The 25,601-nt window shown below is 44.9% G+C and carries 22 protein-coding genes and 1 pseudogene; 15 read left to right on the top strand and 8 right to left on the bottom strand.

All coding sequences use genetic code 11. The features are described from left to right. Positions 1-621, bottom strand: a 621-nt coding sequence (locus RH89_RS24205; RefSeq protein WP_004407794.1) for a hypothetical protein, incomplete at its 3' end; no start/stop codon positions are given. Between the two features lie 277 nt (positions 622-898). Between RH89_RS24205 and RH89_RS30005 the strand changes: the two genes are divergently transcribed. Beyond that, complete coding sequence (locus tag RH89_RS30005; RefSeq protein WP_004407797.1) at positions 899-1,333, top strand: putative hemolysin; 435 nt, start codon at positions 899-901, stop codon at positions 1,331-1,333. 47 nt (positions 1,334-1,380) lie between these two features. Here RH89_RS30005 and RH89_RS24215 read toward each other — a convergent pair whose 3' ends face one another. The 3 genes from RH89_RS24215 to RH89_RS24225 form a co-directional block, all read right to left on the bottom strand. Continuing rightward, a complete protein-coding gene (locus RH89_RS24215) occupies positions 1,381-2,256 on the bottom strand; it encodes a YdcF family protein (RefSeq protein WP_004407798.1) in 876 nt (291 codons plus the stop codon). 343 nt (positions 2,257-2,599) lie between these two features. Continuing rightward, entirely contained in the window at positions 2,600-3,004 is a 405-nt protein-coding gene (locus RH89_RS24220) for an OsmC family protein (RefSeq protein ID WP_004407800.1), read from the bottom strand. 138 nt (positions 3,005-3,142) lie between these two features. Continuing rightward, positions 3,143-3,562 (bottom strand): GNAT family N-acetyltransferase, encoded by a 420-nt coding sequence (locus RH89_RS24225; protein ID WP_038147243.1) that lies wholly within the window; start codon positions 3,560-3,562, stop codon positions 3,143-3,145. Positions 3,563-3,810: 248 nt separating this feature from the next. On the opposite strand from RH89_RS24225, the gene RH89_RS24230 reads away from it, so the two are divergent. Both RH89_RS24230 and RH89_RS24235 read left to right on the top strand, forming a co-directional pair. Then, positions 3,811-4,914: a mechanosensitive ion channel family protein gene (locus RH89_RS24230; RefSeq protein WP_004407802.1), complete on the top strand. Its 1,104-nt coding sequence runs from the start codon at positions 3,811-3,813 to the stop codon at positions 4,912-4,914. Positions 4,915-5,093: 179 nt separating this feature from the next. After that, positions 5,094-6,842 (top strand): formate--tetrahydrofolate ligase, encoded by a 1,749-nt coding sequence (locus RH89_RS24235; protein ID WP_004407803.1) that lies wholly within the window; start codon positions 5,094-5,096, stop codon positions 6,840-6,842. Between the two features lie 97 nt (positions 6,843-6,939). Here RH89_RS24235 and RH89_RS24240 read toward each other — a convergent pair whose 3' ends face one another. Beyond that, entirely contained in the window at positions 6,940-7,611 is a 672-nt protein-coding gene (locus RH89_RS24240) for an OmpA family protein (protein WP_004407804.1), read from the bottom strand. A gap of 270 nt (positions 7,612-7,881) precedes the next feature. Here RH89_RS24240 and RH89_RS24245 point away from each other — a divergent pair, with 270 nt between their 5' ends. The 3 genes from RH89_RS24245 (at position 7,882) to RH89_RS24255 (ending at position 11,291) form a co-directional block, all read left to right on the top strand. After that, on the top strand, positions 7,882-8,505 hold the full coding sequence (locus tag RH89_RS24245; RefSeq protein ID WP_004407805.1) for a thiol:disulfide interchange protein DsbA/DsbL: 624 nt from the start codon (positions 7,882-7,884) through the stop codon (positions 8,503-8,505). Between the two features lie 66 nt (positions 8,506-8,571). Next, a complete protein-coding gene (gene bamJ / locus RH89_RS24250) occupies positions 8,572-9,045 on the top strand; it encodes a BamJ family beta-barrel-assembly machinery protein (protein WP_004407806.1) in 474 nt (157 codons plus the stop codon). Positions 9,046-9,527: 482 nt separating this feature from the next. Then, entirely contained in the window at positions 9,528-11,291 is a 1,764-nt protein-coding gene (locus RH89_RS24255) for a methyl-accepting chemotaxis protein (RefSeq protein ID WP_038147249.1), read from the top strand. A 69-nt stretch (positions 11,292-11,360) separates the two neighbouring features. Here the strand turns inward: RH89_RS24255 and folE are convergent, their stop codons facing one another. Beyond that, entirely contained in the window at positions 11,361-12,014 is a 654-nt protein-coding gene (gene folE, locus RH89_RS24260) for a GTP cyclohydrolase I FolE (protein WP_004407808.1), read from the bottom strand. 161 nt (positions 12,015-12,175) lie between these two features. Between folE and moeA the strand changes: the two genes are divergently transcribed. From moeA to RH89_RS24280, 4 genes are all read left to right on the top strand, one after another. Continuing rightward, entirely contained in the window at positions 12,176-13,414 is a 1,239-nt protein-coding gene (gene moeA / locus RH89_RS24265) for a molybdopterin molybdotransferase MoeA (RefSeq protein ID WP_004407809.1), read from the top strand. An 11-nt stretch (positions 13,415-13,425) separates the two neighbouring features. Continuing rightward, positions 13,426-14,172 carry a molybdopterin-synthase adenylyltransferase MoeB gene (gene moeB, locus RH89_RS24270; RefSeq protein ID WP_004407810.1) on the top strand — a complete coding sequence of 249 codons (747 nt, stop codon included), beginning with the start codon at positions 13,426-13,428 and terminating at the stop codon, positions 14,170-14,172. 211 nt (positions 14,173-14,383) lie between these two features. After that, positions 14,384-16,618, top strand: coding sequence for an LruC domain-containing protein (locus tag RH89_RS24275; protein ID WP_004407811.1), 2,235 nt, complete (start codon positions 14,384-14,386; stop codon positions 16,616-16,618). 12 nt (positions 16,619-16,630) lie between these two features. Beyond that, positions 16,631-17,089: a hypothetical protein gene (locus tag RH89_RS24280; RefSeq protein ID WP_004407812.1), complete on the top strand. Its 459-nt coding sequence runs from the start codon at positions 16,631-16,633 to the stop codon at positions 17,087-17,089. Positions 17,090-17,166: 77 nt separating this feature from the next. Here RH89_RS24280 and RH89_RS24285 read toward each other — a convergent pair whose 3' ends face one another. Continuing rightward, the gene (locus RH89_RS24285) at positions 17,167-18,054 is read right to left on the bottom strand and encodes an MBL fold metallo-hydrolase (RefSeq protein WP_004407814.1); all 888 of its coding nucleotides are present in this window, start codon (positions 18,052-18,054) and stop codon (positions 17,167-17,169) included. 109 nt (positions 18,055-18,163) lie between these two features. On the opposite strand from RH89_RS24285, the gene RH89_RS24290 reads away from it, so the two are divergent. The 3 genes from RH89_RS24290 (at position 18,164) to RH89_RS24300 (ending at position 22,368) form a co-directional block, all read left to right on the top strand. Continuing rightward, complete coding sequence (locus tag RH89_RS24290; RefSeq protein ID WP_004407815.1) at positions 18,164-19,069, top strand: LysR family transcriptional regulator; 906 nt, start codon at positions 18,164-18,166, stop codon at positions 19,067-19,069. Positions 19,070-19,124: 55 nt separating this feature from the next. Next, positions 19,125-19,961 carry a sulfurtransferase gene (locus tag RH89_RS24295; protein WP_004407816.1) on the top strand — a complete coding sequence of 279 codons (837 nt, stop codon included), beginning with the start codon at positions 19,125-19,127 and terminating at the stop codon, positions 19,959-19,961. A 115-nt stretch (positions 19,962-20,076) separates the two neighbouring features. After that, positions 20,077-22,368 (top strand): bifunctional diguanylate cyclase/phosphodiesterase, encoded by a 2,292-nt coding sequence (locus RH89_RS24300; RefSeq protein WP_004407818.1) that lies wholly within the window; start codon positions 20,077-20,079, stop codon positions 22,366-22,368. Positions 22,369-22,634: 266 nt separating this feature from the next. Here RH89_RS24300 and RH89_RS24305 read toward each other — a convergent pair whose 3' ends face one another. Beyond that, positions 22,635-23,624: a sugar-binding transcriptional regulator gene (locus RH89_RS24305; protein ID WP_004407819.1), complete on the bottom strand. Its 990-nt coding sequence runs from the start codon at positions 23,622-23,624 to the stop codon at positions 22,635-22,637. Between the two features lie 410 nt (positions 23,625-24,034). On the opposite strand from RH89_RS24305, the gene tal reads away from it, so the two are divergent. Further along, positions 24,035-24,985, top strand: a complete 951-nt coding sequence (gene tal, locus RH89_RS24310) for a transaldolase (protein ID WP_004407821.1) — start codon at positions 24,035-24,037, stop codon at positions 24,983-24,985. A gap of 88 nt (positions 24,986-25,073) precedes the next feature. Then, positions 25,074-25,601: pseudogene (locus RH89_RS24315) on the top strand (transketolase); the annotation flags it as partial.

Here is a 25,601-nt window from a genome sequence, read left to right on the forward strand (position 1 = left end):
GGTTGCGCATCGCTGAATCTGATCCTGGAACTTAACGTTATGCTCACGATACAAATCGATGCGCTCTTTCACGTCTGGCAATGCCAGAATTTCTTCGATGGTGTGGTTCTTACAGTAATCAATAAGATCCATCATCAGGTTGTAGTTTGAAATTCTGAATTCTCTAAAGCGTCCCAACCCTGTACGAGCATCCATCAGGAAGTTCAGAAGGTTCCAGCCTTGGGCGTCCAGTACTTCGTCGCGAGTAAACTGAGCAGAGTCACCTTTATCGACGGCAATCATCATGTCGTCCCACTCTGGTGGGAAGGCTTTCTCGCCGCCATAGTGTTCCCAGACAACACGAGCAGCAGAAGGTGCATTTGGATCGATAATGTGGTTTGGACGGTCCCCTGAATTACGCAGTGTTTCTGACAAGTGATGGTCAAAAACCAGATGCGCGCTATGAACATAAGGCAAGTTAGTTACGATATCGTCGCTTGATATTTCCACGATCCCGTCTTGCATGTCCTTCGGGTGTACGAATTTGATATCATCAATCAAATCTAACTTCTTAAGCAGCACTGCACATACAAGCCCATCAAAGTCACTACGGGTAACAAGCCGAAATTTTTTTTCAGACATTATTGCTTTCCTTGCCTGTTGTTGAACATTCACCAACGTCAAACTTACATTAATTTGACATAATACCTATTTCAAAACCCTAGTAGACTGGTATATAGTTCAGTTCGCAATGGAGTGGGTGTTTTAACCAAGCACTCTGAGCGATGAGCCTGTCAGTGACCGCTGATTTTGAATCTAAATATCACTGTTAATATAGACCTCTTCATCGGCTTTTTCCGCTACTGCGATTACATTTATGGAAAATTACCATTTATTATCATATTTTTAGGAATTCAAAATGCATAAGTCCGCTCTAATTGGTGCTCTGAGTGCAGTTATGTTCTTGTCTGGCTGTGCTGATGCATCCAGCAAAACCTCCGAATACACCAAGTTATCGATGGCAAACCCTGCGTCTATGTACTGCATTGAGCAAGGGGGAAAAATCCGATTCAAAGACTCAAAACAAGGTCAGGTTGGTATTTGTGTAATGAAAGATGGTACTGAAATTGAAGAGTGGGAGTTCTTTCGCCAACAGGGCTCTGGAAAAGAGACAACAGCGGAGTCTTCCTTAGGAATGTCTAACCCTGCTTCAGTCTTCTGTGAAGAAAGCGGTGGTAAGGTTGAGATTGAAGACACGGCAAGCGGTCAAATCGGTATCTGTGTGTTTGAGAACGGTACTCGCATTGAAGAATGGGAATACTTTAGACACCACTCACCAAAGGACCACTCCTAACATCATAGGGGCTCTGTCCTCAGAGCCCAACATTTCAGAAAACAGTGCTAACACTTCCACCAGCGATCAAAATCGGCAAGTTCAGGATCCAACATTCTGTTTAGCATGCTGAGGTTAACGTCCAACACGCCTAACGCTTCTCTTATGGTTTCCCTGTCCAAACTTTTCTCTGTTTTGGCAATGCATTGTTCTACTAAATCAAGCACGGAGCTCACTAAGTGCGCGTTCTCAAGCTCTGTCGTCAAAAGTGCCCTTGCTGTATTGAGTGCTTCTTTCGCCAACTGCAAAGGTGTTTCCCTAACCTGCTCTATCGGACGGAGAATGGCACCATAATACGCACCTTCCAGAAATACGCGGTACGTCGTTAGCTTTTCAATGCTTAAGAAAAGCTGACTCTCTATCGAGTTGTAAGGATAAGGCGGTGTTACGCGCTGAGTCAGATCATAAGGGATCGTGAGGTGGATACCTGACGCTTCGCATCTTTTCTTTAAAACACCTAAAAGCCCTTGTTCATCAATGAGCTTTTGAATTTCGAAGATTCTTTCAAGGTGATAATCGTTAGAAACAAGTACCAGCCGAACTTGCGAGCCAGAATTGTACACCTTTCGGTCAACTAGCACCTTTGCGAGCATACTGATGTTTTCAACCGTACTGGTCGACTGGTTTTCGATAAGAATGTCGTCGGGTAAGCAAAATGGCTTTTCTTTGGCAACTTGATTGAAGTATTGATGCATTTCAGCCGCTTCAGATACTGTATTACCCGGTGTTACACCTCCACAAAACCCCAACACAATATTGGAGTATGAGTCGGGTGATAGAGATTTTAAGAATTCAATCGCCGCATCGACACGGCTTTTCGATTCCAGAGTTAACCTGTTATCTACCAGGCGTTTACCTAAAACAACGATTAGAATTTGATGCATGTAATATACCCAAGTGACCTCAAGATGCAGGATTCAGAGCCTCATATTCTGTTCCAGTTAAAGCCTCTCTGCTTCAGAATCAAGAACGCAGCGGACTGACCTGTCCTTTTCTAGTTCTTTAACGATGAAATGGTACTGAATATGGGCTCCCAAGGGCGAGTTTAACTGGCTTCCATACTGCGTTACCGATTTTTGATTTAGACCCACTAGATCTTCAAATCGGTGTCTTGTCTGAAAGCCAGTTAATTCTCGCTGAACCAGACACCTTGAGATTACTTGGGTATAACTAAAACAAAATGCGAACCCTTGGGGCTCGCATTCATTGATTTATCTTGAGTACCGTTTAAGCACGGATTACTTCGTAACTGTGCGACATTTCAACGCCAGCACCTAGCATTAAGCATACGGAGCAGTATTTTTGCAGCGAGTCGAACACCACTTTTTCAACCAGGTTTTCGTCCAGCTCATGACCTGTTACTTTGAAATGGATATGAATTTTCGTAAATAGCTTTGGTGCCTCATCGCGACGCTCAGTCGTCAGCTCAGCGATGCAGTCGGTAACGTTTTGATTTGCACTTTTTAGACCATCAATGACATCTACAGAACTGCACCCGCCAGATGCCATAAGTACTGCTTCCATAGGACTCGGAGCGTGTTTTCCACCACTGCCGTCCATAACCATTGAGTGACCGGATTCAGAGGTTCCGATAAATTTGAAACCATCGACCCATTTAACTTCTGCTTTCATCTCTTTCTCTAGATCTTATTGTATGAGTTCCAGATGCTAACAGTATTCGAAGGTAGAACGCCACATTTCTTCTGCCTAAGAAGACATCTTTCTACGGACTTTCCTGAGATTTAAAAAAGATGAGTTAATACAGGTCGTTTAAACAGAAGGCAGTTGCTTTACGCCATAAAGTGACTGAATCACGTGCCTTCCAAACGCCCTGCCTTCATTACTCGTATAGACCGACTTGTCACAAATGGCACCAACATCGTTTCTTTCCCTGAGCTCTTCAAGCATGGTGCAGACAATGCGCTTCGCCATCAGCGTAGACAAACCTCTTCCTCGGAACTCAGGCTGGATGAAAACATAGTGAATTTGATAGAAATAGACTGGACGATTGTAAAAGCGCCCGCTCTCGACAATGTCCGTCCAGTAAGAGCAATAGCCAATAGGCTTCCCTTCCTCTGAAAAGAGCAGCAAGATGCGAAATAAATCCTGCTCAACCGACTGACGAAAACGCTTCTTACATACCATGCTGAAATGATCGAATGCTGACAACGTGACATTGTCACCAATCATTTCCCTACCAAAAGGGTTGATACACACCATGATTCCTATTCTCTTATTTTTATAATCCACTGATTTAATAGTCGTACATGATCGCAAGTTTTCAACTTAAGTTATGAACCAGTTTTTTTAAGCTGTTGAGCCGACTTTAAATTACAAATACAATCAATCACCTGTAGTTCGGGCGGTTTACTTTTCGGTTTCACCTTTCGCTCGTCAACTTATTCGGTCAACAGACTCAGATACACACGGGAAAGTCGATGGACAATCTTGCAAGCTCAATAACCCAACAGTTCCACTTACTCGAACAGTCCTGGTTCGGTGATGTCGTCATCATGACCAGCATCAGCTTCGTCGCCTGGATCGCCTGGCGAATCCTTTACGGTCGAATTGAAACGCTCGCGTCAAAAACAACCAATCGATGGGACGATGCGATTGTTCATTCACTTAAGACACCCATAAGTGCTCTGATTTGGGGCTGGCCAGCCATGGTTTCGATAGGTTTGATTTTGCAAACCTATCTGGAAAGTTCTCTTAACTGGCTCGAAACCCTGAAGCTCCTTCTTGGCATTGCTGTCGCTGTCTGGATAGTGCTGCGCTTAATTACCAATGTTGAAGATGAAATTTTGTCTCAGAAGAAAAGAGACGAAACCACGGTTCAGGCAATAGCAAAAGTCGCTCGTCTTGTGTTCATCATCATGGGGGTTCTGTCGGTGATGCAAAGCCTTGGGCTTAGCCTCTCTGGATTGTTAACTTTTGGTGGTGTCGGTGGTTTGATTGTCGGTCTGGCAGCAAAAGATCTACTTTCAAACTTCTTTGGCGGAATGATGATTTACTTTGACCGCCCTTTCAAAGTCGGCGACTGGGTCCGCTCACCTGACCGACAAATTGAAGGCACGGTTGAACGTATCGGCTGGAGAATGACTATTATCCGCACGTTCGACAAACGTCCGCTTTACGTGCCTAATTCGGTATTCAGTAACATTGTTGTTGAGAACCCGAGCCGAATGCTCAATCGAAGAATCTACGAGACTATCGGTTTAAGGTATGACGACAACAAAAAAGTGGATGCCATTATTGCCGATGTAAAATCCATGCTTCAAAACCACCCAGACATCGACACAAATCAGACGTTGATCGTCAATTTTAATGCATTTGGGGCTTCGTCTCTGGACTTCTTCGTTTATACCTTTACCAAAACCGTAAATTGGGTTCGCTTCCACGAGGTAAAACAGGACGTCTTGCTGAAAATAATGGCCATCATCCACGAGCACGATGCCGACGTGGCGTACCCAACTCAGACACTTAAGCTCGACCACCCCGAAGGTTTAGCAGGCTTATCTTCCCCTCCACAACAAGGTTGATTGTAGTACGGCGTTACTCATAGTGACGCCGTCACTTTAACTTTCATGTTTCTCTCGCCCACATGAATCCAGCCCGATATAATCCTCACTAGTAAAAAGGCTTTACAAAGACAATTTGCAAGGTATATTGCCCACGCAAACGTTTACGTGCCTATTTTTTGTCTTTAAAGGGGATTTAAATGCTAAGCGACATTGAGATTTGTCGAACCACTCCACTCTCATCTATCGATACCGTAGCTTACAACGCTGGGTTAGAGAAAACCGAATACACGCCTCATGGTCGCCATAAAGCAAAGGTATCCCTGAATACATTAGAAAGGCTAAAAGAAAATCCCGAAGGGAAACTGATCGTCGTTACCGCAATCACTCCTACACCACTGGGTGAAGGCAAAACAGTCACCACTATTGGGTTGTCTCAGGGGCTAGCCAAAATTGGCGAATCGGTCATGGCGTGTATTCGTCAGCCTTCTATGGGGCCAATCTTTGGTGTTAAAGGCGGAGCAGCAGGCGGAGGATACAGTCAGGTTGGTCCAATGGAAGAATTAAACCTCCATCTAACCGGTGATATCCACGCCGTAACCGCCGCTCATAACTTAGCCTCTGCTGCTATCGACGCACGTATCTATCATGAACAACGCCTGGGCTACGACACTTTCAGTGAACGAAACGGTATGAAGGCGCTTCGTATTGATCCGAATCGTGTTGTCTGGCGTCGTGTTATCGACCATAACGACCGGGCACTCAGAATGGTCACCGTGGGTCAGAATCAGCCAGAAAAAACCGTTAACGGGTATGAAAGACAGGATGGCTTTGACATTTCAGCAGCATCAGAGCTGATGGCCATTCTGGCCCTTGCCTCGGATTTGAAAGATCTTCGCAAACGGATCGGAAAGATTGTTGTTGCTTATGATTTGGATGGCAATCCAGTAACGACCGAAGACTTGCAAGTTGCAGGTGCAATGACAGTGACAATGAGAGAAGCAATAGAACCGACAATGATGCAGACTCTTGAAGGCGTGCCGACTCTGATTCACGCCGGTCCTTTTGCAAATATTGCCCACGGAAACTCTTCTATTATTGCCGACAGTATCGCCACTAAGCTTGCAGACTACACAGTAACCGAAGGCGGTTTTGGTTCCGATATGGGCTTCGAGAAAGCCTGCAATATAAAAGCTAACATGTCCGGAAAAACGCCAGACTGCGCCGTTGTGGTTGCGACGTTACGTGGGTTAAAGGCGAATTCAGGTCTTTATAATTTAAGACCCGGGCAACCACTTCCCGACTCAATATTCCAGGAAGACGCTCAGGCTCTGGAAGCAGGTTTTGAAAACCTCAAATGGCATTTAAACAACGTTGCGAAATATGGTGTTCCAGCTGTTGTTGCGATCAACCGTTTCCCCCAAGATTCTGAAGAAGAGCTCAATAAACTGGCTCTGCTTGTTCAGGCGCACATACCGGAAGTAAAAGTGGCGATCAGCGATGCGTTTGGTCAAGGAGGTAATGGTGCGGTGCAACTTGCCAAGGCTGTCGTGGAATCATGTAAAGAAGAAATACGCTTTGCCCCACTCTATAAGCTTGAGCAGCCTTTGGAGGAGAAAATCATGGCAGTAACTGAGCTAGGATACGGCGCAGGCGCTATCAAACTTTCTGAACAGGCAAAAGTGCAGCTCGCTCAGTTTAAGGCACAGGGGTTTGACGGGCTTGCTCTTTGTATGGCGAAGACTCCTTTGTCTATATCAACAGACGCATCAGTGAAAGGGGCTCCGAACGGATTTGATGTCGATATTCGCAAATTCAAGCTTTGTGCCGGTGCTGGATTTATTTACGCGTTATGCGGGAATGTCATGACCATGCCGGGGCTTCCGGAAAAGCCTGCGTTTATGAATCTGGATATCGACGATGAAGGCAACATTGTTGGTTTAAGCTAATGCTAGTTTAAGTTAATGTTGGCTTAATAAAAGTTCCGAACCGAACTAGCAAAAAGGGCGCCCCTCAGGTCGCCCTTTTTATATCCGCTGAATAAGCTTAGTAAGCCGTAATAAACATCAACTCTACTCGTCTGTTACACGCCATACCCTGTTTAGAAAGGTTTGAACAAGAAGGCATGTGTTTACCGTAACCTCGTGTGTAAACGTTGGATGGTGGCACACGTTCGCGAGTCAACAGCATTTTCACTTGCATTGCGCGTTTATCAGACAGGGAATCATTTATCGTGTTGCTGCCAGTACTGTCGGTGTGACCGTCGATTACGGTTTTAATATTGGGCTTACTTGCGAGAAACTGCCCTAGCCCGGTTAGCCAATATTGCGATGCGTCTGTAACGTAAGCTGAGCCTGTTCTGAAGTGAATGCGCTTGCTCAACTTAATAACTGGGTGTTGACCAGGTACAACGTTGTAGCCAATACCATTCTGATCCATGTAATTCATCAGGCTTTGAATATCGGTCACGTTCTTTTGACCAGAAGGGCTTCTGACAGGCGATGCCATTGTCGCCATGGTCTTGACTTCTCGCTGAATGTAGCGGGTCTGAGTCTGGGCAACCGCCATTTCTTCAACGTCCTCTCCTCCCCAATCTGGATAGATGAGTTCGGCGTCGGAGCGCGGTGCCGTTTCCAGCATGTTTGGCGGCTTGATCGCAGCACAACCTACCGTTGTTACACTGAGAAAGATACAAGCCAGTTTGAGAAGTCTTGTCATAACACTACTGATGCTCTAATTAAACACAGGGCAAATGAAGCAACCAGATTCAGAGCCATTCGCCTGTCGCGAATATCCAAATGCAAATCGGTGGTTCATAAGGTCACAATAACTTTATCGGCATACATCTCAAAACTTTAGGAAATTCTCAGAAGTACCGAATAACGCTTACCATGTGACTAAAAATTTTGAGTCTACTGTAAAATATTAGTATGTCAGCGACCAAAATTCTTCTACTATACCCTCCTCATTCGTATCAGTGTATTCACTATGATTAAACGTAAATTTTCAAGTCTTCTGATTTTGTTTTCCGCCCTCTTTCTTACCGCCTGTAGCGACGACGGATTGCCAAAGCAAGGGACTCATTTTCAAATGCTTCCTACAGAACTGGACCAAACATTAGTTAGCCCGGTTACCGAAGTCTTTTCTTTGAACTGTGGTCATTGTCGAAACATGGAAAAATTCGTCCCGGAACTTGAAGACGAACTGCAAAAGCAGATTGGAAAAGTGCACGTCACGTTTAACGAAAGCGCCCAGATTTCTGCTTTGATTTATTACGCCGCAGCCATGCAGGTGGAAGGTGTTCCCGACCATATTATGATGGACGAACTGTTTGCCGCAGCACAGATGGGAAGTGGACATACTCAAGCTGAAATCAAAGCGGCAATGGAGCGTGTGTTCCATTCTCGTGATTTAGTCAGCCCATATGACTTTGATGAAAGCATGCAACAGAAGCTATTCAAAGAAATTGAAGTTGGAGAAACGGTCACGCAGCAGGCGCAGATCAACGCTGTACCCACCTTTATCGTTAACGGTAAATACCAGGTTGTAACGTCTGGACACAAAGATATCAAAGACATCGCTAAAACGATAAATTATCTTCTTTCACTTTAATCTTTACCCCCAAGCAGCCATACGGAGCTTGGACGTAACCATAGACCAGAAACATAAGGAATCACCGTGTCTAAGTTTGTTTTCCCTATCGTCATTTTTATTCTTGCCGCTTTTTTCATCTATCGTACTTGGACGAATCACAAAGCGTCAGAAGCTAACTTTACTCAGGGTCAGAACTTCCTGATGCAGAATAGTCAGAAAGAAGGTGTTGTAACCACTCAATCTGGTCTCCAGTATGAAGTCCTGACTAAAGGCGATGGTACAACTCATCCAGGCGCGACGAGCTACGTAAAAGTCCACTATCACGGTACGTTGCTAGATGGTTCTGTGTTTGATAGCTCTGTAGACAGAGACGAGCCAATTTCATTCCCTCTTAATAAAGTGATTCAGGGTTGGCAGGAAGGCGTTCAGCTGATGGTTGTTGGAGACAAGTTCCGATTCTTTATTCCGAGTAATTTGGCTTATGGAAAAAATGGTACCGGTCCTATCCCACCGGGTGCAACTTTAATCTTTGAAGTAGAGTTACTTGAATTGAACTAACACAAGAAAAAGACCGCCGCACAGGCGGTTTTTTATACTTCTTAAACACCTAGCTCGATATTTTCAATAATTTGCAAAAAACTATTTTTTAAACTACTAAAGTTTTTTCTTCTCCCTCCGATATAATGTCAAACCTTACCTAAAAGGTTGCCGACATATAATTTCGATTTCTATGAAACCAGTGAATCATAGTAATAGAAAATCATTTGCAACAACCAAAGTCTCAATAATAAGAAATGTGAATCATTTTTGAGATCTTGTTGCATGATGAATCTCTAATGTCATTATTTTTAATAAGAACACGGATGCAATGCTATTGATAAACTTTAAGGAAATTAACAACCTGCACACTGACATATAAATGTAATGTAAATGTCACATTTATTTGTAGCGTGAGTCTCATTTCTAAATTAAGTTTATGAATATTGATGATAATTGTATTTATCATTAATGATGCAAATATTAATAAAAGAAGTATGCTTATGAATATTAAGACTCGTTTAATTCTTTTAGGATTAGTTTCAATCTTAGGTGTCGCCACTATTTTGGGCGTTTCCACATTCTCCACAAAAAATATAAGTGAATTAGGTCAGGCTCGAACACAGCTTTCCGATTTGCAAGTTAGTCTTTTGATGCTGCGAAGAAATGAAAAAGATTTCTTGCTTAGAAAAGACCTTAAGTATTTGGATAAATTTGGTAAAAACGCAGATAATTTTCTTTCAATTAATGCCGGCATTGCCAATACTCTTGCTAAATATGACATTCCCTACCCAGACCAGCTTGTTGCCGACTTAGACTTTTATAAAAACAGTTTTACTAAGATGGTTAATGCTTATAAAACGCTCGGTCTGAAAGAAGGCGAAGGTTTGATGGGTGCATACCTTGCGGCATATCAATCCGTTTTCGATGGCGCTAATAATACCGACAAAATTACCTTAGACTCTTTTCATGAATCCGTTTTACAAGGTAACTACGACCCTACCCTTCTTGGCAACTTGGGTAATGCAGAGCTCAAGTCAACTGCACAAAATGTCGTTAAGCAGTTGGAAATCATTGGTCTCAAATACAATGTGGGTATGTTAGGTGGCGTACGAGGTGCTTCTCATAAGATAGAGAAACAGTTTAAAGCCTCCGCCGAAATCCTACAGACTGGTGTATCCAAATATGAAGAACAAATCGTCACAATAAAATGGGGAATTACTCTCGTAGTAATCATCATCATTATTGCGGTTGTTGCTCAAATTTCGGTATCAATCAATTCAATGATGAATAAGCTGCTTACGACCATTCAGGAGATCTCTGAAACCAATAATATTGGTATGAGAGTCGACATTAATGGTAAGAGCGAACTTTCAGAGCTGGGTAAATATTTTAATCAGTTGCTTGATAGCATTGAAAAACTGGTTTCCGGTTCTCAAGTGAAGTCCAAAGCCTTGTTTGGTAGCACGGAAAGCATGCATACACAGCTGCAAGGCGTTATTGAGCAGTTCGATACACAGGCTCAACATACAGGCTCTATGGCGACTGCGGTTCAGGAGATGGTATCAACCATCAGCGAAATTTCTGAAAGCACAGCGGTTGCTGCTGAAGGTGTGAATCAGGCAGCTAACAACGCGAAAGCGGGTCGAGATGTTGTAAGCAGCACGGTAGACAACATCAACAGCCTTTCTGGTACGTTGGCTAACAGCCAGGCATCCATCAGCTCACTCAACCAGCATGTTGATCAGATCGGTGGTGCGGTTGTGATGATTCAGGAAATCGCGGAGCAGACTAACTTGCTGGCGCTTAACGCAGCAATTGAGGCGGCACGTGCGGGTGAACAGGGTCGTGGATTTGCTGTGGTAGCAGACGAGGTCCGAGCTCTCGCCAGTCGAACGCATCAGTCAACTGAAGAAATCACTTCGGTTGTGAGTGCGATTCAGGCGCAAATGTCTACAGTAGTAAGCGACATCGAAACCTGTAACTCCCAGGGCGATCAGACTAAGCAATACTCTCAGACTCTTGATGACAGCTTTACTCAAATCATCTCTGACATGGATTCTATCCAGAGCAACTCAGAAAGAATTGCCTCTGCGATTGAAGAACAAGGGATTGTGATGAATCAGGTAAGTGAGTCGATTACCGAGCTTCAATCAATTTCTGACAACAACATACACTCAGCTAAGCAGTGTATGGAAGAAGTGGATGGCGTATCCAGTCAGGCTCATGACATGGATGAAGCCGTTGCTCAGTTTAAAACAAGTTAACTGGCATGAAGATGTAAAAAAACCCAGCATAAATGCTGGGTTTTTTATTGTCAGTTCATCACTGAACTCTTATCGCAAACCGTGTAGGAATTCGTGACGAGTCGCCGGGTTAGATTTGAATATCCCACCTAACGCAGTGGTTGTGGTTTCGCTGGTCGCGTCCATAACACCGCGTGATTTCACACAGTAGTGCACGGCATCCATTGTTATTGCAACATCGTCTGTTTCCAATAACGTTTGCAATGCAACCAAAATCTGCTGAGTCATTCTTTCCTGCACCTGAGGGCGCTGCGCGAAAAAGCGAACAATGCGATTGATCTTCGAAAGACCAATGATCTTTTTGCGCGGAATATAAGCAACAGCAGCTTTGCCATCTATGGTTACAAGGTGGTGTTCACAAGTGCTGGTTACGGTAATGTCTTTTACACGAACCATCTCGCTACACGCCATCTTGTTGTCGATTACTGTGATTTTTGGGAAGTTCTTATAATCCAGACCTGAAAATATCTCGTCAACGTACATTTTGGCGATACGATGTGGAGTCTCTTCAAGGCTATCATCCGACAAGTCCAGTTCCAAAAGCTGAAGAATTTCGCGCATGTGATGTTCGATACGCTCTTTCTTCTCTTCTCGACTCACGCTGTTTGGCGCCATTGGAGTCTCGATGCCCTTTTCTACCAGTGCTTGCTGAACTAACAGCGCTGATTCACTCAAACCAGGCATGTGTACTTCTCCCATGCAATCTTTTACCCCTTTTGGATGGCTGACAAGCATACTCGCATTTTGGAATAATTACACCCATATTTTAAGAGAGGTTTTGGGGCTAAGACCTTAAATATGCTATTGTTCAGCGGTAAATAACATAATGATAAATGGGAAATAATATGGGTTGTTGTGACGCGCCGGGATTAATGCCGATAGAAGAAGCCATGAGCAAAATGCTCGATTCTGTTAACGCTTTAAGCAATATTCACACATTACCAATTTCAGAAGCTTGCGGTTTTGTTCTTGCCGAGCCTTTACGCTCCCCAATTCATGTTCCGCCTTTTCATAATTCTGCCATGGATGGTTATGCCATCCGTCGGGACGAATTAGCCAGAACTCCAACGATGCCTCTTGGCGGGAAATCCTTTGCTGGTCAGCCTTTTGAGGGTAACTGGTCGCCTAACACCTGCATTCGTATTATGACAGGCGCACAAATCCCAGAGGGATGCGATGCTGTAATCATGCAAGAAAACACAAAAACATACGAAGACGGTTCTGTTGAATTTCTTCAAACGGATGTCGCCCTAAATAACAATATCCGACCCATCGGTGAAGACATTAGCGAAGGCGATTTAGTTCTCGACCAAGGTCACCGACTCACCCCACGTGACATACCTATGATTGCGTCGCTGGGTATTGCGGAAGTTCAGGTTTATAACAAACCAAAAGTCGCATTTTTCTCGACTGGCGACGAACTTAAACCTGTTGGTGAAACACTTGAAGCTGGTCAAATCTACGACAGCAATCGCTATGGAATCAAAGAACTGATTCTGAATTTTGATTGCGAAGCGATTGATTTGGGCATTATCCCTGACGATCCGGAAACGCTAAAACAAACCTTTATCAAAGCTCAGGACTTAGCCGATGTGGTTGTGACTTCAGGTGGTGTCAGCGTTGGTGAAGCGGATTACACCAAGGACATTCTGGAAGAACTCGGAGAAATCGGTTTCTGGAAACTGGCCATCAAACCGGGGAAACCATTCGCGTACGGTAAGCTGGACAATGCTTTGTTCTGCGGGCTTCCTGGAAATCCGGTTTCTGCCATGTTGACCATGTATGTATTGGTACAGCCTCTGCTCGCTAAATTAGGCGGTCACTCTCAATGGAAAGCTTCCGAATCCATCCCTGCTACCACCCGCTCAAGGTTTAAAAAGTCTCCGGGTCGTACTGATTTTCAACGAGCGATATACAGCATTGAAAACGGTCAGTTCTTTGTTGAGTCTACGGGTAACCAAAGCTCTGGTGCATTTCGTTCTATGAGCCTTTCTAACTGTTTCGCTGTGTTAGAGCGTGAACGCGGCAACATAGAACAAGGCGAAACCGTTCAAATCCAATTGTTCAATCACACCCTATATTGATTGGTGCCGATATGGATATTCTTTCTGATGAAGAAATGCTGAGGTACAACCGACAGATCATCCTGAAAAATTTTGATTTCGATGGTCAGGAAGCACTCAAAGAGTCTTCGGTTCTGATTTTAGGCGCAGGCGGTTTAGGCTGCGCTTCTTCTCAGTATCTTGCGACGGCAGGGGTTGGCAAAATCACATTGGTTGACGACGATAAAGTCGAGCTATCTAACTTGCAACGTCAAGTTCTGCATTCAGACAGCACTATCGGCATAGACAAAGTTGAATCTGCTAAAGCTTCTTTAGAAAAACTGAACCCTCACATAACCATAGAGACGTACAACAAACGTTTGGACGACTCCGAGCTTGCTTCTCTTATCAAGCATCACGATTTGGTGCTTGATTCAAGTGACAATGTCACAACAAGAAACCAGCTCAATCGAATCTGTTTTGAATTGAAGAAGCCATTGGTTTCAGGTGCCGCAATTCGCATGGAAGGGCAAATCTCTGTCTTCACTTACCATCATGAAGACGCCTGTTATCAGTGTCTGAGTGCCCTATTTGGTGACCAGGCACTGTCTTGTGTTGAAGCTGGGATCATGGCACCCGTTGTTGGAATCATTGGCGCAACTCAGGCTCTTGAAGCGATAAAAGTGTTAGCAAATTATGGTCAGCCATGTACCGGAAAGATATTAATGTTTGATGCGTTGTCTCTTTCCTGGCGTGAAATGAAGCTGCCAAAGAACCCGAATTGCACCGTTTGTAAGTAGCTTTATCAATTTCTAAAGCCCTCCAGGCGAGGGCTACCATCCTAAATTCTCATCTCATATTCTCAATTTGAATCAATCCCAATTCAATCTGACATTTCAATTGAGAACTCCAAATTTCTCATTTTAATAAACCATTAAATATCAATACCTTATAACTGGCACGCAACTTGTATAAAGGAGTTTAAGCCGACGGAGATTAAAGGTGATAGATATGAATAAAAAACTTATGGGTGCATTAACACTTGCTATGGCTGGAATGACTCCTGCTATCTCTTCTGCAAGTACAGTTACAGCTTTCGAGACATGCCCAAGCAAGGCATTCTTATTTCAGAGCAGCCCGGTTGAAATCTGGGGTGTTAACCTGGTCACTGGTACCACAGAACTGTTGAACAGTGCCAGCCCTTACAACGGTAACATTAACGGTGTGGGATTTGACTTTGGCTACGCAAATGGCGAAGACGAGTCAGCAGGAACCGATAAGCGCTTCATTTATGGTTACGACACGACGAACAAGAAAGTAGTAAGAGTCGGTAACGATTACAGTGTGCAAGTTCTGAACGTGTCAGGGCTCCCTTCCAGCACTTTCTTTGTTGGTGATGTATACAACCGTACTTACTACCTCTATCGTAAGAACACCGGTCTGTACAAAATCGACCTGACTCCACTCGATTCCGATCCCAATGCAGCGCTAACACTGGAACTCATTTCATCTAACTCCAGTGTAAATCTGACCGATTTCGCTTTTCACCCTGGAAACGGAAAACTTTACGGCGTAGATAACAACACAGGTAAGCTTCACGAATTTGCGACAGACGGCAGCGGAACCATTACTGAAATTGGAGATGTCGGTCAGTTAGGTACATTCGGCGCGGGCTATTTTGATGTTAACGGTTACTACTACGTGTCAAGAAACTCAGATGTGACTTCCGGTGGTGTCGTAATCAGAGAAGGAGGGAAAATTTACCGAATCGACCTTTCTTTGGATGAGAGCGGTAACATCAACCCAGACAACATCACTGCCATTGAATTCGCCACCGGTCCAACTTCCAATCAAAACGACGGTGCACGATGCGCTAACGCACCTGTCATCGACGAAGACTCAACTATTGATTTTGGTGACGCGCCGGATGCCTACTCTACCCTACTTCTGTCAAACGGTCCTCGCCATGAATTAGACGGTTTGACCTGGATGGGTGTATCGACACCAGACGGTGATGCGGATGCTGCACAGTCTCCCGATTCCGACAACACGATTGGCACCGCCGATGAAGACGGCGTTGGCTTGGTCACTTCCATTGAAGCCGGTCTGGACAGCGTGATAACCGTTTACGCATCAACATCCGGTTACCTTAATGCATGGATGGACTGGGAAGGAAACAACCAGTTCACCGATTCAGATGATCAGATTCTGACCGACTATTCTCTTTCTGCGGGTCTGAACACGATTGTTCTCACTGCTCCTATCACTGCGGTAGCTGGTGAAACTTGGTCTCGATTCCGCTTCAGCCAACAGTCAGGGCTGAACTACTACGGCGGCTCAACATCTGGTGAGGTTGAAGACCATCAAATGACCATTGCTGACGTAGATACAAGAGAAGAGTACTTCCCTACGAACGAAGGTTACGTCACTCTGGCTTATGAAGATAACTGGCCGGAAACAGCTGACTACGACATGAACGACCTTGTCGTCCGTTACCAGATTAAGCAAGTACTTAAGACTGTCAGTGGCACAGAATACGTCGCTAAATCAGTCATCAAAGGAACACTGGATGCGGTCGGTGCAAGTTACCGCAGTGGGTTTGCAGTAAACATTCCGGGAGTGGACCCAACTAACGTCGACACAACCAAAACCCGTCTGTATCACAACGGTTCTTTGGTCAGCTTTGAAACACTTGAAGAATCGGACAACAACGAAACCACTTTCATCATCATTGAAAACGCGAAAGATGCTCAGTCTTCCAACTGTTCGTACTTCAGAACCCAAAAAGCCTGTCGCGAAGATGTCGCATTAGAGTTTGAGTTGCATGTCAGCTTCATCGACCCAACACTGAATGGTTCAATTGGCGCCATGCCATACAAACCATTCATCTTTGGAACACCTGGCTTTGCACATGGATCTATGTTCAACACGCCTCCTGGTCGCAGTTTAGAAATCCACTTACCGGATAATGCGCCAACCAGCAAGTTCGACAGCAGCTTCTTCAGCCTACCGGGGGATGACGACTCCAACTCAGGCAGCGGCAAGTATTTTAAAACGACGAACAACCTACCGTGGGCAATCATGTTGTTTGAGAATGCCGAAGTGGATACTCAGTGGATTTGGCCAACCGAAGGGACGGATTTGCTCGAAGCGTATCCAAAATTCCAGGAATATACAGAGTCTGGTGGTGAAACATTTACAGACTGGTTTGAAGCATCAAATGCCGTTGCCGCGAAATGTTACTAAGGGAGAAGCATCATGAAAAATCTTAGCCTAGCAATTATTGTAATGTCGTCCCTTACAGCATGTGGTGGAGGCGGCGGTGGCGGAGACGCAAGCAGCGGAAATGCGTCTTCACCTGCACCGAGCGAATTGCCTGCTGCAAGCCCGGCAATTAAGACCAGTGACTTAGTCGCACCAGACGGGTTTGATTACAGCCCGATTGAGAACCGCTCAATGTCTGTGGATATTTCAGCTACATCAGTGGCAAGAGCTTATCTTTCGGTTTATCGCAACTACCACACGCTAGACGACGGTACTCTTCTACCTGACTACGGTAGCCGAATCGTTGCCATGCCACTGAAAGATGGAAAAGCAGATATCACCTTGATTGTCTCAGACAGTTCAAACGACCTTCTGGGAGAAATCTGGTTCTACGATGGTAGCCAGCCGCTACAACAGAAATTCTACGCATCGCAAAGCAGTTGGAGTTGGTAAGCTCCCCATGAAATGGCGCAAAGCATAAGAGGGACCGCTTTGCGTCATTTCAACCTTTCAATACATCTCCGTCAGGGTTACCAGGTTCGTTCACCCATAGCGACCTGGGAGCCCAATTCCAAAGTAAAGCCTTTTCCGAATTCCGGATATTGCTTTGCCATTTTCTCAATAACCTGTTTGCTGTCTTTACTGTTTTTCACCGCTTTCTCAAAATGCTTTAAATATTCCTGAGTAAAGTCGACAGAAGATAACGAGAATTCAACACCTTCAGTGGCATGCCCCGGCACTACAACGCTTGGTTTAAGCGCTTTAATTGAAGACAGCGCCTGTTGCCATACCTGACGGGATTCCGGTGTTGGTGTATCTGCCATCCAAACATGTTCGCCACCAACCACGTTGATACCGCCCACTACGGCTTTGATTTCAGGGATCCAGACATAGCTGCGTGCTTTGTAGTCTTTGTCCAGACCTTCAATACTCAACGTATGCCCTTCTAGGGTGATCTCATCGCCTTTCAATACCGCAGGAATAACGGGGTGTGTTGGTGCATTCATTCCCAACTCAGGTCCCCATACCGATAGCTTAGTATTCAGCTTCTTCGCAATAGCATCGGCCGTCGATTGTGTAGATACGATATTCGCGTTAGGAAAAGCTTTCTTAATCACTTCAAGACCGAAGTAGTAATCAGGATCGCTATGGCTGACATAAACGGTTTTCAGATCTTTACCTAAATCGAGTATATCCGCCACTAAACGATGGGCGTCCGACTTTTTAAATAGACCATCAATCAGTACCGCTTCTTTCTCTCCAGTAACCAGCACAGACTTAACATTGAAGCTGTCTTCACCAGCGTTAAATACATGCAGTTGAAGCGGCTTGGTATCACCAATTTTTTCCAGTTCTGCCTGAGCACCGAAAGACATCATGCCCATCAAGATGGACGAAGCAATAAGGGTATTTTTCATAGTTTGTTCTCTCTCTCAAAACGTCCGCTCATTTTATAAGTCCAAATAAACGAATAAATAGACCAAATAAAACATCTGTGTTACATAAAACAGAACAATGGAGATTCCCATGAAAAGTATTGGCAGAGATCTGTTTAAGTTGGTGGTGTATGCCCACGTAGTCCGAACAGGGTCTTTTACCCGTGCCGCAGACGCGCTCGACATTAGCCGTTCGGTGGTGAGCAAGCATATAGATGATCTGGAAGAGAGCCTGTCCGTAAGGTTGCTGAACCGCACGACACGTACAGTGACCATGACTGAGGTGGGTTCCATGATTTATCAGCACGCCGAAAATATCATGAGTGAATACAGCGAGATCGCCTCACGTTCAAGCAGTGAGCACTCGATAATCAGCGGTAATGTGCGAATCAGTATGCCCATCGATTTTGGTGCAACAACGCTTATGCCGATTCTGGCGGACATAAAACGCCAGCATCCAGAACTTCATATGGAGATCATGTTTGATAACCGAGCAGTCAATCTTCTGGAAGAAAACGTAGATGTGGCGATTCGGGTCGGCTGGCTGAAAGAAGAAAACTACCCAGTAAGAAAACTCGGTTCGACCGAACACTGGATATGCGCATCCGAAAGTTTTGGAAATCAGGTACAGAGCCTTAATCATCAGACACTTGTTTCTCTGCCCTGGATTCAGAACAGCCAGCTCTCTCGACGAATTCAGATGAACGCGCCGGATAAAAGTAAAGTTTTTTGCGAACCCGCCGCTACAATCACATGCAATACGGCACAAGCTACACGGTTAATGGTTTTGGAAAACCTTGGTCTGAGTTTGTTTCCGGCGTTCTATGTTTACGACGATATCAAGCAGGGTCGAATGATTCGAGTTTTGGATGACTATGAGTTACGTTCTGTCGAATTTTATGCCATCTTCCCTGCTCACCCTATTCCATTTAAGTCCCGGATTCTGGTCGATACCATCGCGGAACGGCTAAGGGGATTACCAATGATAGACGCCTGACATTCTGCAATACTGCAAAGAAACAAATTCCATCATAACGTAAGGAGAACGTAGCATGGCAAAAGCTTTAGTCACCCCAGAATGGGTATCTCAACGAATAAATGATCAGAAAGTTGTCATTCTTGATGCCAGTCTGGACTTGATGATTCCCGGTGCACCAGAACCCGCGAACGCAGGCTACATTCCAGGTTCTCTGCGATTCGATTATGACAAAGTAGTCTACGATAAGTCGTCTCCACTGCCTCATATGCTCCCACCAGAACACGAATTTCAGGCTCATGCCAGAGCAATGGGAATCGATAAAGACAGTGTGGTCGTTGTCTATGATCAGGCAGGCACATACGCTTCTCCTAGAGCATGGTGGATGTTTAAAACTATGGGGTTTGACTCCGTGTATCTGCTTGAAGGCGGTCTGAGAGCCTGGATTAACGCAGGTTACAAAACCCAATGTGCTTTGAGTACACCTATAGGTTTCGGCAATTTCATAGCCAAGCTGAATGAAGATTTAGTATATAGCTCACGTGACATACTAAATTCGATCTCCAGAGAGAATACTTACACCTTTGACGCAAGACCACGAGCCAGATACGAAGGAAATGTAACTGAACCACGTCCGGGAGTGAGATCCGGAAGGATCCCAGGTTCGCATAGTCTTCCATTCGGCGAACTCATGAATGGTGACAAGTTCAAACCAGTTAGTCAGCTAACTCATCTATTTAATAATTGGGATATTAATTCAGAAAGTCAGCTGATTTTCAGTTGTGGATCTGGTGTTACTGCCGCAATTTTAGCGCTTGCTGCTTATGAAGTTGGGTTTGAAAAGTTTTCTGTCTACGACGGGTCATGGACTGAATGGGGTCAGAGAATTGAGCTTCCTATAGAAGTTGGTTAATCTCTCAAAAATAGTAACAAAACATAACAATTGAGTGACAACTCAGTTAGTTTTTGGATAATTCACGTCTCCCTACAAAAGTCACTGTACGGTATCAAGGAAGTCAAAGGTAGTAATGGCAGACCTAAAACGGAACATCTGGACATTGTATAAACTGCTTTTGCTTATAAGCAGTACGATATTTTTGTTCATCGCATGGCAACAGTGGTTAAAAGTAGAGCGTTCACATTCGCAAGAGCAGTTTAATGCCGTTCAAATCTTCACAAACGGCATTACTTCTTTGCTGAACAACCAGGAAATGGTTCTGGACGTGCTCGGCGATCGTTTGTTGTCGGAAAACAATTACGAAAGTGATGATGCCAGTCAGGAATGGCTGGATCGCCTGTTAAGTATCAACAATAGCATTGCCGCATTTGGGCTCGCCGACCCCTATGGCGAAATACATCTAGTCAGCTCTAATTTAAGCAAATTCACCCAACCTAACCTGCTTCATAAAGAAAGTACTCGCGAGTCATTTGCCAAAACTCTCACCAGTTATTCAATGGTTCTTGGGCGTACTTATTACAAGGAAGACATCGACGAATTCATCCTGCCTATTCGCAAAGCCATCAGAGATGAATCCGGAAATGTTCTGGCCGTCATGACGGCAGGCTTGCAACTTGATCAGACTACTCTCTTCAACATACGGCTGCACGACAATTACGAACATAAAATAGGCGTGATTCGAGACGACTATTTTGTTCAGTTTATGACAACGCCAGAAAGAAACGGCATTGACTACAACACGCCAATTTCAGAGCGATACTTCGACAACATGTTGAACAGTGTTGCCAAATCCAACGGTTATACTCTAAAGGATTTGAAAAAAGTTGAGTCTCCAACGGTAGGTTATGTGCTTGATCAGCAGAAGCCGGGGTTATACGCGATTCAGTATATCCCCCGATTCGATATATGGACCGTTTCTGAAATTGATCTGCGCCACGTAGTATTTGAGTATCTCGGGGTTATGGCGGTTTACATTGCCATTTTCTTAGCGATTCAGGCCGTGTTCTTCCTGTTTGTTCGTTCCATCGATAAACATGAAAAAGATCGTCACGACGAGCTTCTGTTTCAAGCGAATCATGACCCGCTAACGCAACTACCTAATCGTCATTATTTGCGCTCGCACATTCATCGCTGGCTGCGCCCCACTGCTCCTCCGTTTTCAATCCTTTTCATGGATATGGACCACTTTAAAAATGTGAATGACAGCTCCGGTCACGATCATGGTGATAAAGTTCTGGAAGAAATTGCAGCAAGGCTACGTTCTATTTCGGACGATCAAACGCTTCTGATTCGTGAAAGCGGCGACGAGTTTATTATTGTGACGTCATTAAGCGATCATTATGAATTGAATCGCTTTGCGAACAACATTATTCACAATCTCTCGAAACCCTATGAGATAGATCAGTTCAGCTTTATTCTTGGTTGCAGTATCGGTATTGCACAATATCCTGAACACGGCACCAGCCTGGATACCCTGCTCCGTTGCGCCGACATTGCCATGTACGATGCTAAGACCCGTCGCAACTCAGTCAGCTTCTTTACAGAGTCGATGCAAAGCAGCTATCTGCACACGGTGAAGCTCGAACAAAGACTTCGACAGGCTATTCAGCAGAGCAAACTGTACATGGTGTACCAACCTCAGTTTAACGCGGAAGGTAATCTTCATGGTGTTGAAGCACTGGTGCGCTGGAATGACGACGAACTTGGTTTTGTGCCACCGGACAAATTCATTCCAATTGCAGAGTCCTGTGGCTTGATGCCAACTCTTGGTCAGCTGATCATTGATACCACACTGGCAGAAATGTCTCAGCTACAAAGACAACTCGGCTACGACTTTCAGGTTTCCATCAATATTTCTGTTCGTCAGATCACTCAAGAAGATTTCCTGGATAAGCTGATTCTGTCCATTCAGACCCAACGTTTTAATCAGCACAATATCACTTTGGAAATCACTGAAAACCTGTTCATTGAAGACATTGACATTGTGCGTCCTGTCTGCGAAAACCTCAATCGCTTAGGTGTTCGGATTTCATTGGATGACTTCGGAACAGGCTATTCATCTCTGAGTATGCTCGGTGAATTGCCCTTTCAGGAAATCAAAATCGACAAGGGCTTTATCGACAACATTCTTACTTGCACCAAGTCTCTAAAAATGGCGCAGAATATAATTGCGATCGGGAAGAATTTTGACATGCAGGTTCTGGCTGAAGGTGTTGAGACCGAAAAGCACGAAGCCGTTCTGAAGCGATGTGGCTGTGACCTGTTCCAGGGCTACTACTACGCAAGACCAATGGCGATGGAAGAGTTGTATCAGTTTGCAGAATCAACGGGGCATACTCAAAGTACTGCCGCCATCGCATAACAGATATAGAAAGCAAAACAGCGAGGACACCCTCGCTGTTTTCAATTAGAAGCTTAGTTAACCTGAACTCGGGATAAGAGGTTAGCTAAGCTGTTAAAATAAATGAAAATTTTCTATTAAGGCATTCTAATGAGAAATTTTCACTTAAGACAAGGCGAACCCACGAACCAATAACAGGTTATTGGGAGAGGGTCCAACGCAGTATTAAGTGAAAAGAGCCATTAGAAAGCAAGTTGTTATCCCGAGTTCAGGTTAGTTATTTTCGACTATTTGTCGATAACGCCCATCTGCTCATCTAGGTTAAGCACAGTTAATGCGTTACTTACCGTTGTCGCAATCACATCGACCACCCCTGTTCTAAGCGCGCCGAGAAGCGCCAGTGGCTTACTGTTTTCGGCTGCTATCGCAATGACCTCAGCAATCGGACGAAACTCTTCCAGATTCAAACCGATGACCCTGTCGCTCATCACCGTATTTGCCGAGTTGCCCTGTACGTCGAAAAAGTCATAACCCGCAAAATCTCCGACCACCCCCTGATGCAAACGTGCCTGAACCACCTCTTCAGCGGTAAACCAGCCAAGATCCACCATGTAACTGTTTTCGCTCATATCGCCAATGCCCACCAAAGCAACATCGGCTTTACGCGCCAGATCCAGTGTCTGTTTCACGGTTCCGTTCTCCATGAACGCAATCTTCTGCGCTTTGTTTTCCGCGTACGCTGGCGCATAAAGTGTTTCAGATGTGCCACCGTACTTTTTGGCTAACTGTCGGCAAATGTGGTCAGCATTAAACTTGCCGCCTCTTGGGTGAATACCGCCGATTCCACAAACAAATTTGCAGTCTCGGGGAGAAATCACCCCCATATGGTGGGCTACGGCAGATACGTTTCTTCCCTGTCCTACTGTTACCACGGTGCCGTTTTTCAGGGTACTGTTCAGGTGGTTAGACACTAGGCTCGCCACTTGCTGACGCTGCTGCTCTTCCGTCGGCTGGTCCAATGCAACAAGCGCGCGCTTAACACCAAACCGTTCAATTAATCGCTGCTCTATCTTGGCGCTGAATACCGGGTGGTACTTAACCGTAATTTCAACAATGCCTTCATCACGTGCTTGTTTGAGCATGCGCCCGACTTTTGCTCGGGAAATGGAAAACTTTTTGGAAATCTCTTCCTGAGTCGCGCCATCCTGATAATAGGCTACGGAAATCTCGGTCAGCAAGTCGCTGTTTTCCGCATTGATGTCATTTTTTGTGGTCATGATGCTTTAGTAGTGAGTCGATTTAGGTGATAAATCCTAAATCTAAGTAAGAAAAAACGCAACATTCGCTCACCATCATTACATTTACTCACTCGTTAGATTTCTCACAATTTGGTCAGTTTTCACGAGCCGTGAAACAAGCAAACGATTAATTAACTACTGGTTGTGAAGTAAATTACGTTTCACTGAAATTTCTGTATTGTGACATCAATCAATGATTGACATTAAACGCTGATCGATTAAATATGGCTACATCATTTACTCACTTAGTGAACATATGTTCGATACAAATGTTCACCGAGCAAAGAACGTTTATAGTTGGCGAAATTCCTTAACCATTTCGTCTGACTTGCTTGCAATTTAGTGCGCGTTTTCATTTTTAGTCGCGCCCAAGAAATAGGATGATCGTAATGAGCAATAAGTTAGAGCAACTTCGTAAACTGACCACTGTCGTGGCAGATACTGGCGAAATCGATGCTATCAAAAAGTACCAGCCAGAAGACGCAACAACTAACCCTTCTCTTATTCTTAAAGCTGCTCAAATCGCAGAGTACGCACCTCTGATTGACCAAGCGATTGATTACGCAAAATCTCAAAGCGCAGACAAAGCTCAGCAAGTTCAAGACGCTTGTGACATGCTTGCTGTTAACATCGGTAAAGAAATCCTAACGACTATTCCTGGTCGTATCTCTACTGAAGTTGATGCACGTCTTTCTTATGATACAGAAGGCAGCGTTGCTAAAGCTCGTCAGCTTATCAAAATGTACAACGATGCAGGCATCTCTAACGACCGTATCCTGATCAAACTTGCTTCTACTTGGGAAGGTATTCGCGCTGCAGAAATCCTAGAGAAAGAAGGCATTAACTGTAACCTGACGCTTCTGTTCTCATTTGCTCAGGCTCGTGCTTGTGCAGAAGCTGGCGTATTCCTAATCTCTCCTTTCGTTGGTCGCATCATGGACTGGTACAAAGCGAAAGAAGGTCGCGACTTTGAAGCGTCTGAAGATCCAGGTGTGCTTTCTGTAACTAAGATCTACAACTACTACAAAGAGTACGGCTACAACACTGTGGTTATGGGCGCGAGCTTCCGTAACATTGGTGAAATCCTAGAGCTGGCTGGCTGTGACCGCCTGACTATCGCTCCTGCTCTACTGGCAGAGCTTGAAGCCTCTGAAGGCGAAGTGGTTGATAAACTGGTTGATTCTAACGGTTCTGCTGACCGCCCAGCGGCTATGACGCACGCTGAGTTCCTATGGGACCACAACCAGGACGCGATGGCTGTTGAAAAACTGGCTGAAGGTATCCGTAACTTCGCAGTTGACCAAGGCAAGCTAGAAACAATGATTGAAGCGAAGCTTTAATACTTATACCTAATCAAATAAAGGGGAGCCGCTGTGTTCCCCTCTTAGTTTTCACTTTCTTTTTTTATAATTCTATTTGGAAGTAATTATGGATCGCAAACATTTAGCTAATGCAATTCGTGCTCTGAGCATGGATGGCGTTCAAGCAGCGAACTCCGGTCACCCAGGCGCACCTATGGGTATGGCAGACATCGCTGAAGTTCTTTGGCGCTCTCACCTAAACCACAACCCATCGAACCCTGAGTGGGCAGACCGCGACCGCTTTGTGCTGTCTAACGGTCACGGCTCGATGCTGATTTACTCTCTGCTTCATCTGGCGGGTTACGATTTGCCAATCAAAGAGTTGAAGAACTTCCGTCAGCTGCACTCTAAGACCCCAGGTCATCCAGAATATGGTTACGCACCAGGTGTTGAGACGACGACGGGTCCTCTGGGCCAGGGCATCACCAACGCCGTGGGCATGGCACTGGCAGAGAAATCTCTGGCGGCGCAGTTCAACAAAGACGGTCACGACATTGTTGACCACTTCACTTATGCTTTCATGGGCGACGGCTGTCTGATGGAAGGCATCTCGCACGAAGCGTGTTCACTTGCAGGCACACTGGGTCTTGGCAAA

The organism is Vibrio nigripulchritudo ATCC 27043 (assembly GCF_000222685.1).
Classification (GTDB): domain Bacteria; phylum Pseudomonadota; class Gammaproteobacteria; order Enterobacterales; family Vibrionaceae; genus Vibrio; species Vibrio nigripulchritudo.

Excerpts from the sequence above, each read along its gene's own strand:
- RH89_RS24230 (WP_004407802.1), top strand. The coding sequence starts at position 3,811 with ATGGACAATCTTGCAAGCTCAATAACCCAACAGTTCCACTTACTCGAA.
- RH89_RS24225 (WP_038147243.1), bottom strand. The coding sequence starts at position 3,562 with ATGATTGGTGACAATGTCACGTTGTCAGCATTCGATCATTTCAGCATG.
- moeA (WP_004407809.1), top strand. The coding sequence starts at position 12,176 with ATGGGTTGTTGTGACGCGCCGGGATTAATGCCGATAGAAGAAGCCATG.
- tal (WP_004407821.1), top strand. The coding sequence starts at position 24,035 with ATGAGCAATAAGTTAGAGCAACTTCGTAAACTGACCACTGTCGTGGCA.
- moeB (WP_004407810.1), top strand. The coding sequence starts at position 13,426 with ATGGATATTCTTTCTGATGAAGAAATGCTGAGGTACAACCGACAGATC.
- RH89_RS24295 (WP_004407816.1), top strand. The coding sequence starts at position 19,125 with ATGGCAAAAGCTTTAGTCACCCCAGAATGGGTATCTCAACGAATAAAT.
- RH89_RS24305 (WP_004407819.1), bottom strand. The coding sequence starts at position 23,624 with ATGACCACAAAAAATGACATCAATGCGGAAAACAGCGACTTGCTGACC.
- RH89_RS24280 (WP_004407812.1), top strand. The coding sequence starts at position 16,631 with ATGAAAAATCTTAGCCTAGCAATTATTGTAATGTCGTCCCTTACAGCA.
- RH89_RS24290 (WP_004407815.1), top strand. The coding sequence starts at position 18,164 with ATGAAAAGTATTGGCAGAGATCTGTTTAAGTTGGTGGTGTATGCCCAC.
- RH89_RS24245 (WP_004407805.1), top strand. The coding sequence starts at position 7,882 with ATGATTAAACGTAAATTTTCAAGTCTTCTGATTTTGTTTTCCGCCCTC.
- RH89_RS24220 (WP_004407800.1), bottom strand. The coding sequence starts at position 3,004 with ATGAAAGCAGAAGTTAAATGGGTCGATGGTTTCAAATTTATCGGAACC.
- RH89_RS24275 (WP_004407811.1), top strand. The coding sequence starts at position 14,384 with ATGAATAAAAAACTTATGGGTGCATTAACACTTGCTATGGCTGGAATG.
- RH89_RS24235 (WP_004407803.1), top strand. The coding sequence starts at position 5,094 with ATGCTAAGCGACATTGAGATTTGTCGAACCACTCCACTCTCATCTATC.
- RH89_RS24285 (WP_004407814.1), bottom strand. The coding sequence starts at position 18,054 with ATGAAAAATACCCTTATTGCTTCGTCCATCTTGATGGGCATGATGTCT.
- RH89_RS24215 (WP_004407798.1), bottom strand. The coding sequence starts at position 2,256 with ATGCATCAAATTCTAATCGTTGTTTTAGGTAAACGCCTGGTAGATAAC.
- RH89_RS24240 (WP_004407804.1), bottom strand. The coding sequence starts at position 7,611 with ATGACAAGACTTCTCAAACTGGCTTGTATCTTTCTCAGTGTAACAACG.
- RH89_RS30005 (WP_004407797.1), top strand. The coding sequence starts at position 899 with ATGCATAAGTCCGCTCTAATTGGTGCTCTGAGTGCAGTTATGTTCTTG.
- RH89_RS24255 (WP_038147249.1), top strand. The coding sequence starts at position 9,528 with ATGAATATTAAGACTCGTTTAATTCTTTTAGGATTAGTTTCAATCTTA.
- folE (WP_004407808.1), bottom strand. The coding sequence starts at position 12,014 with ATGCCTGGTTTGAGTGAATCAGCGCTGTTAGTTCAGCAAGCACTGGTA.
- RH89_RS24300 (WP_004407818.1), top strand. The coding sequence starts at position 20,077 with ATGGCAGACCTAAAACGGAACATCTGGACATTGTATAAACTGCTTTTG.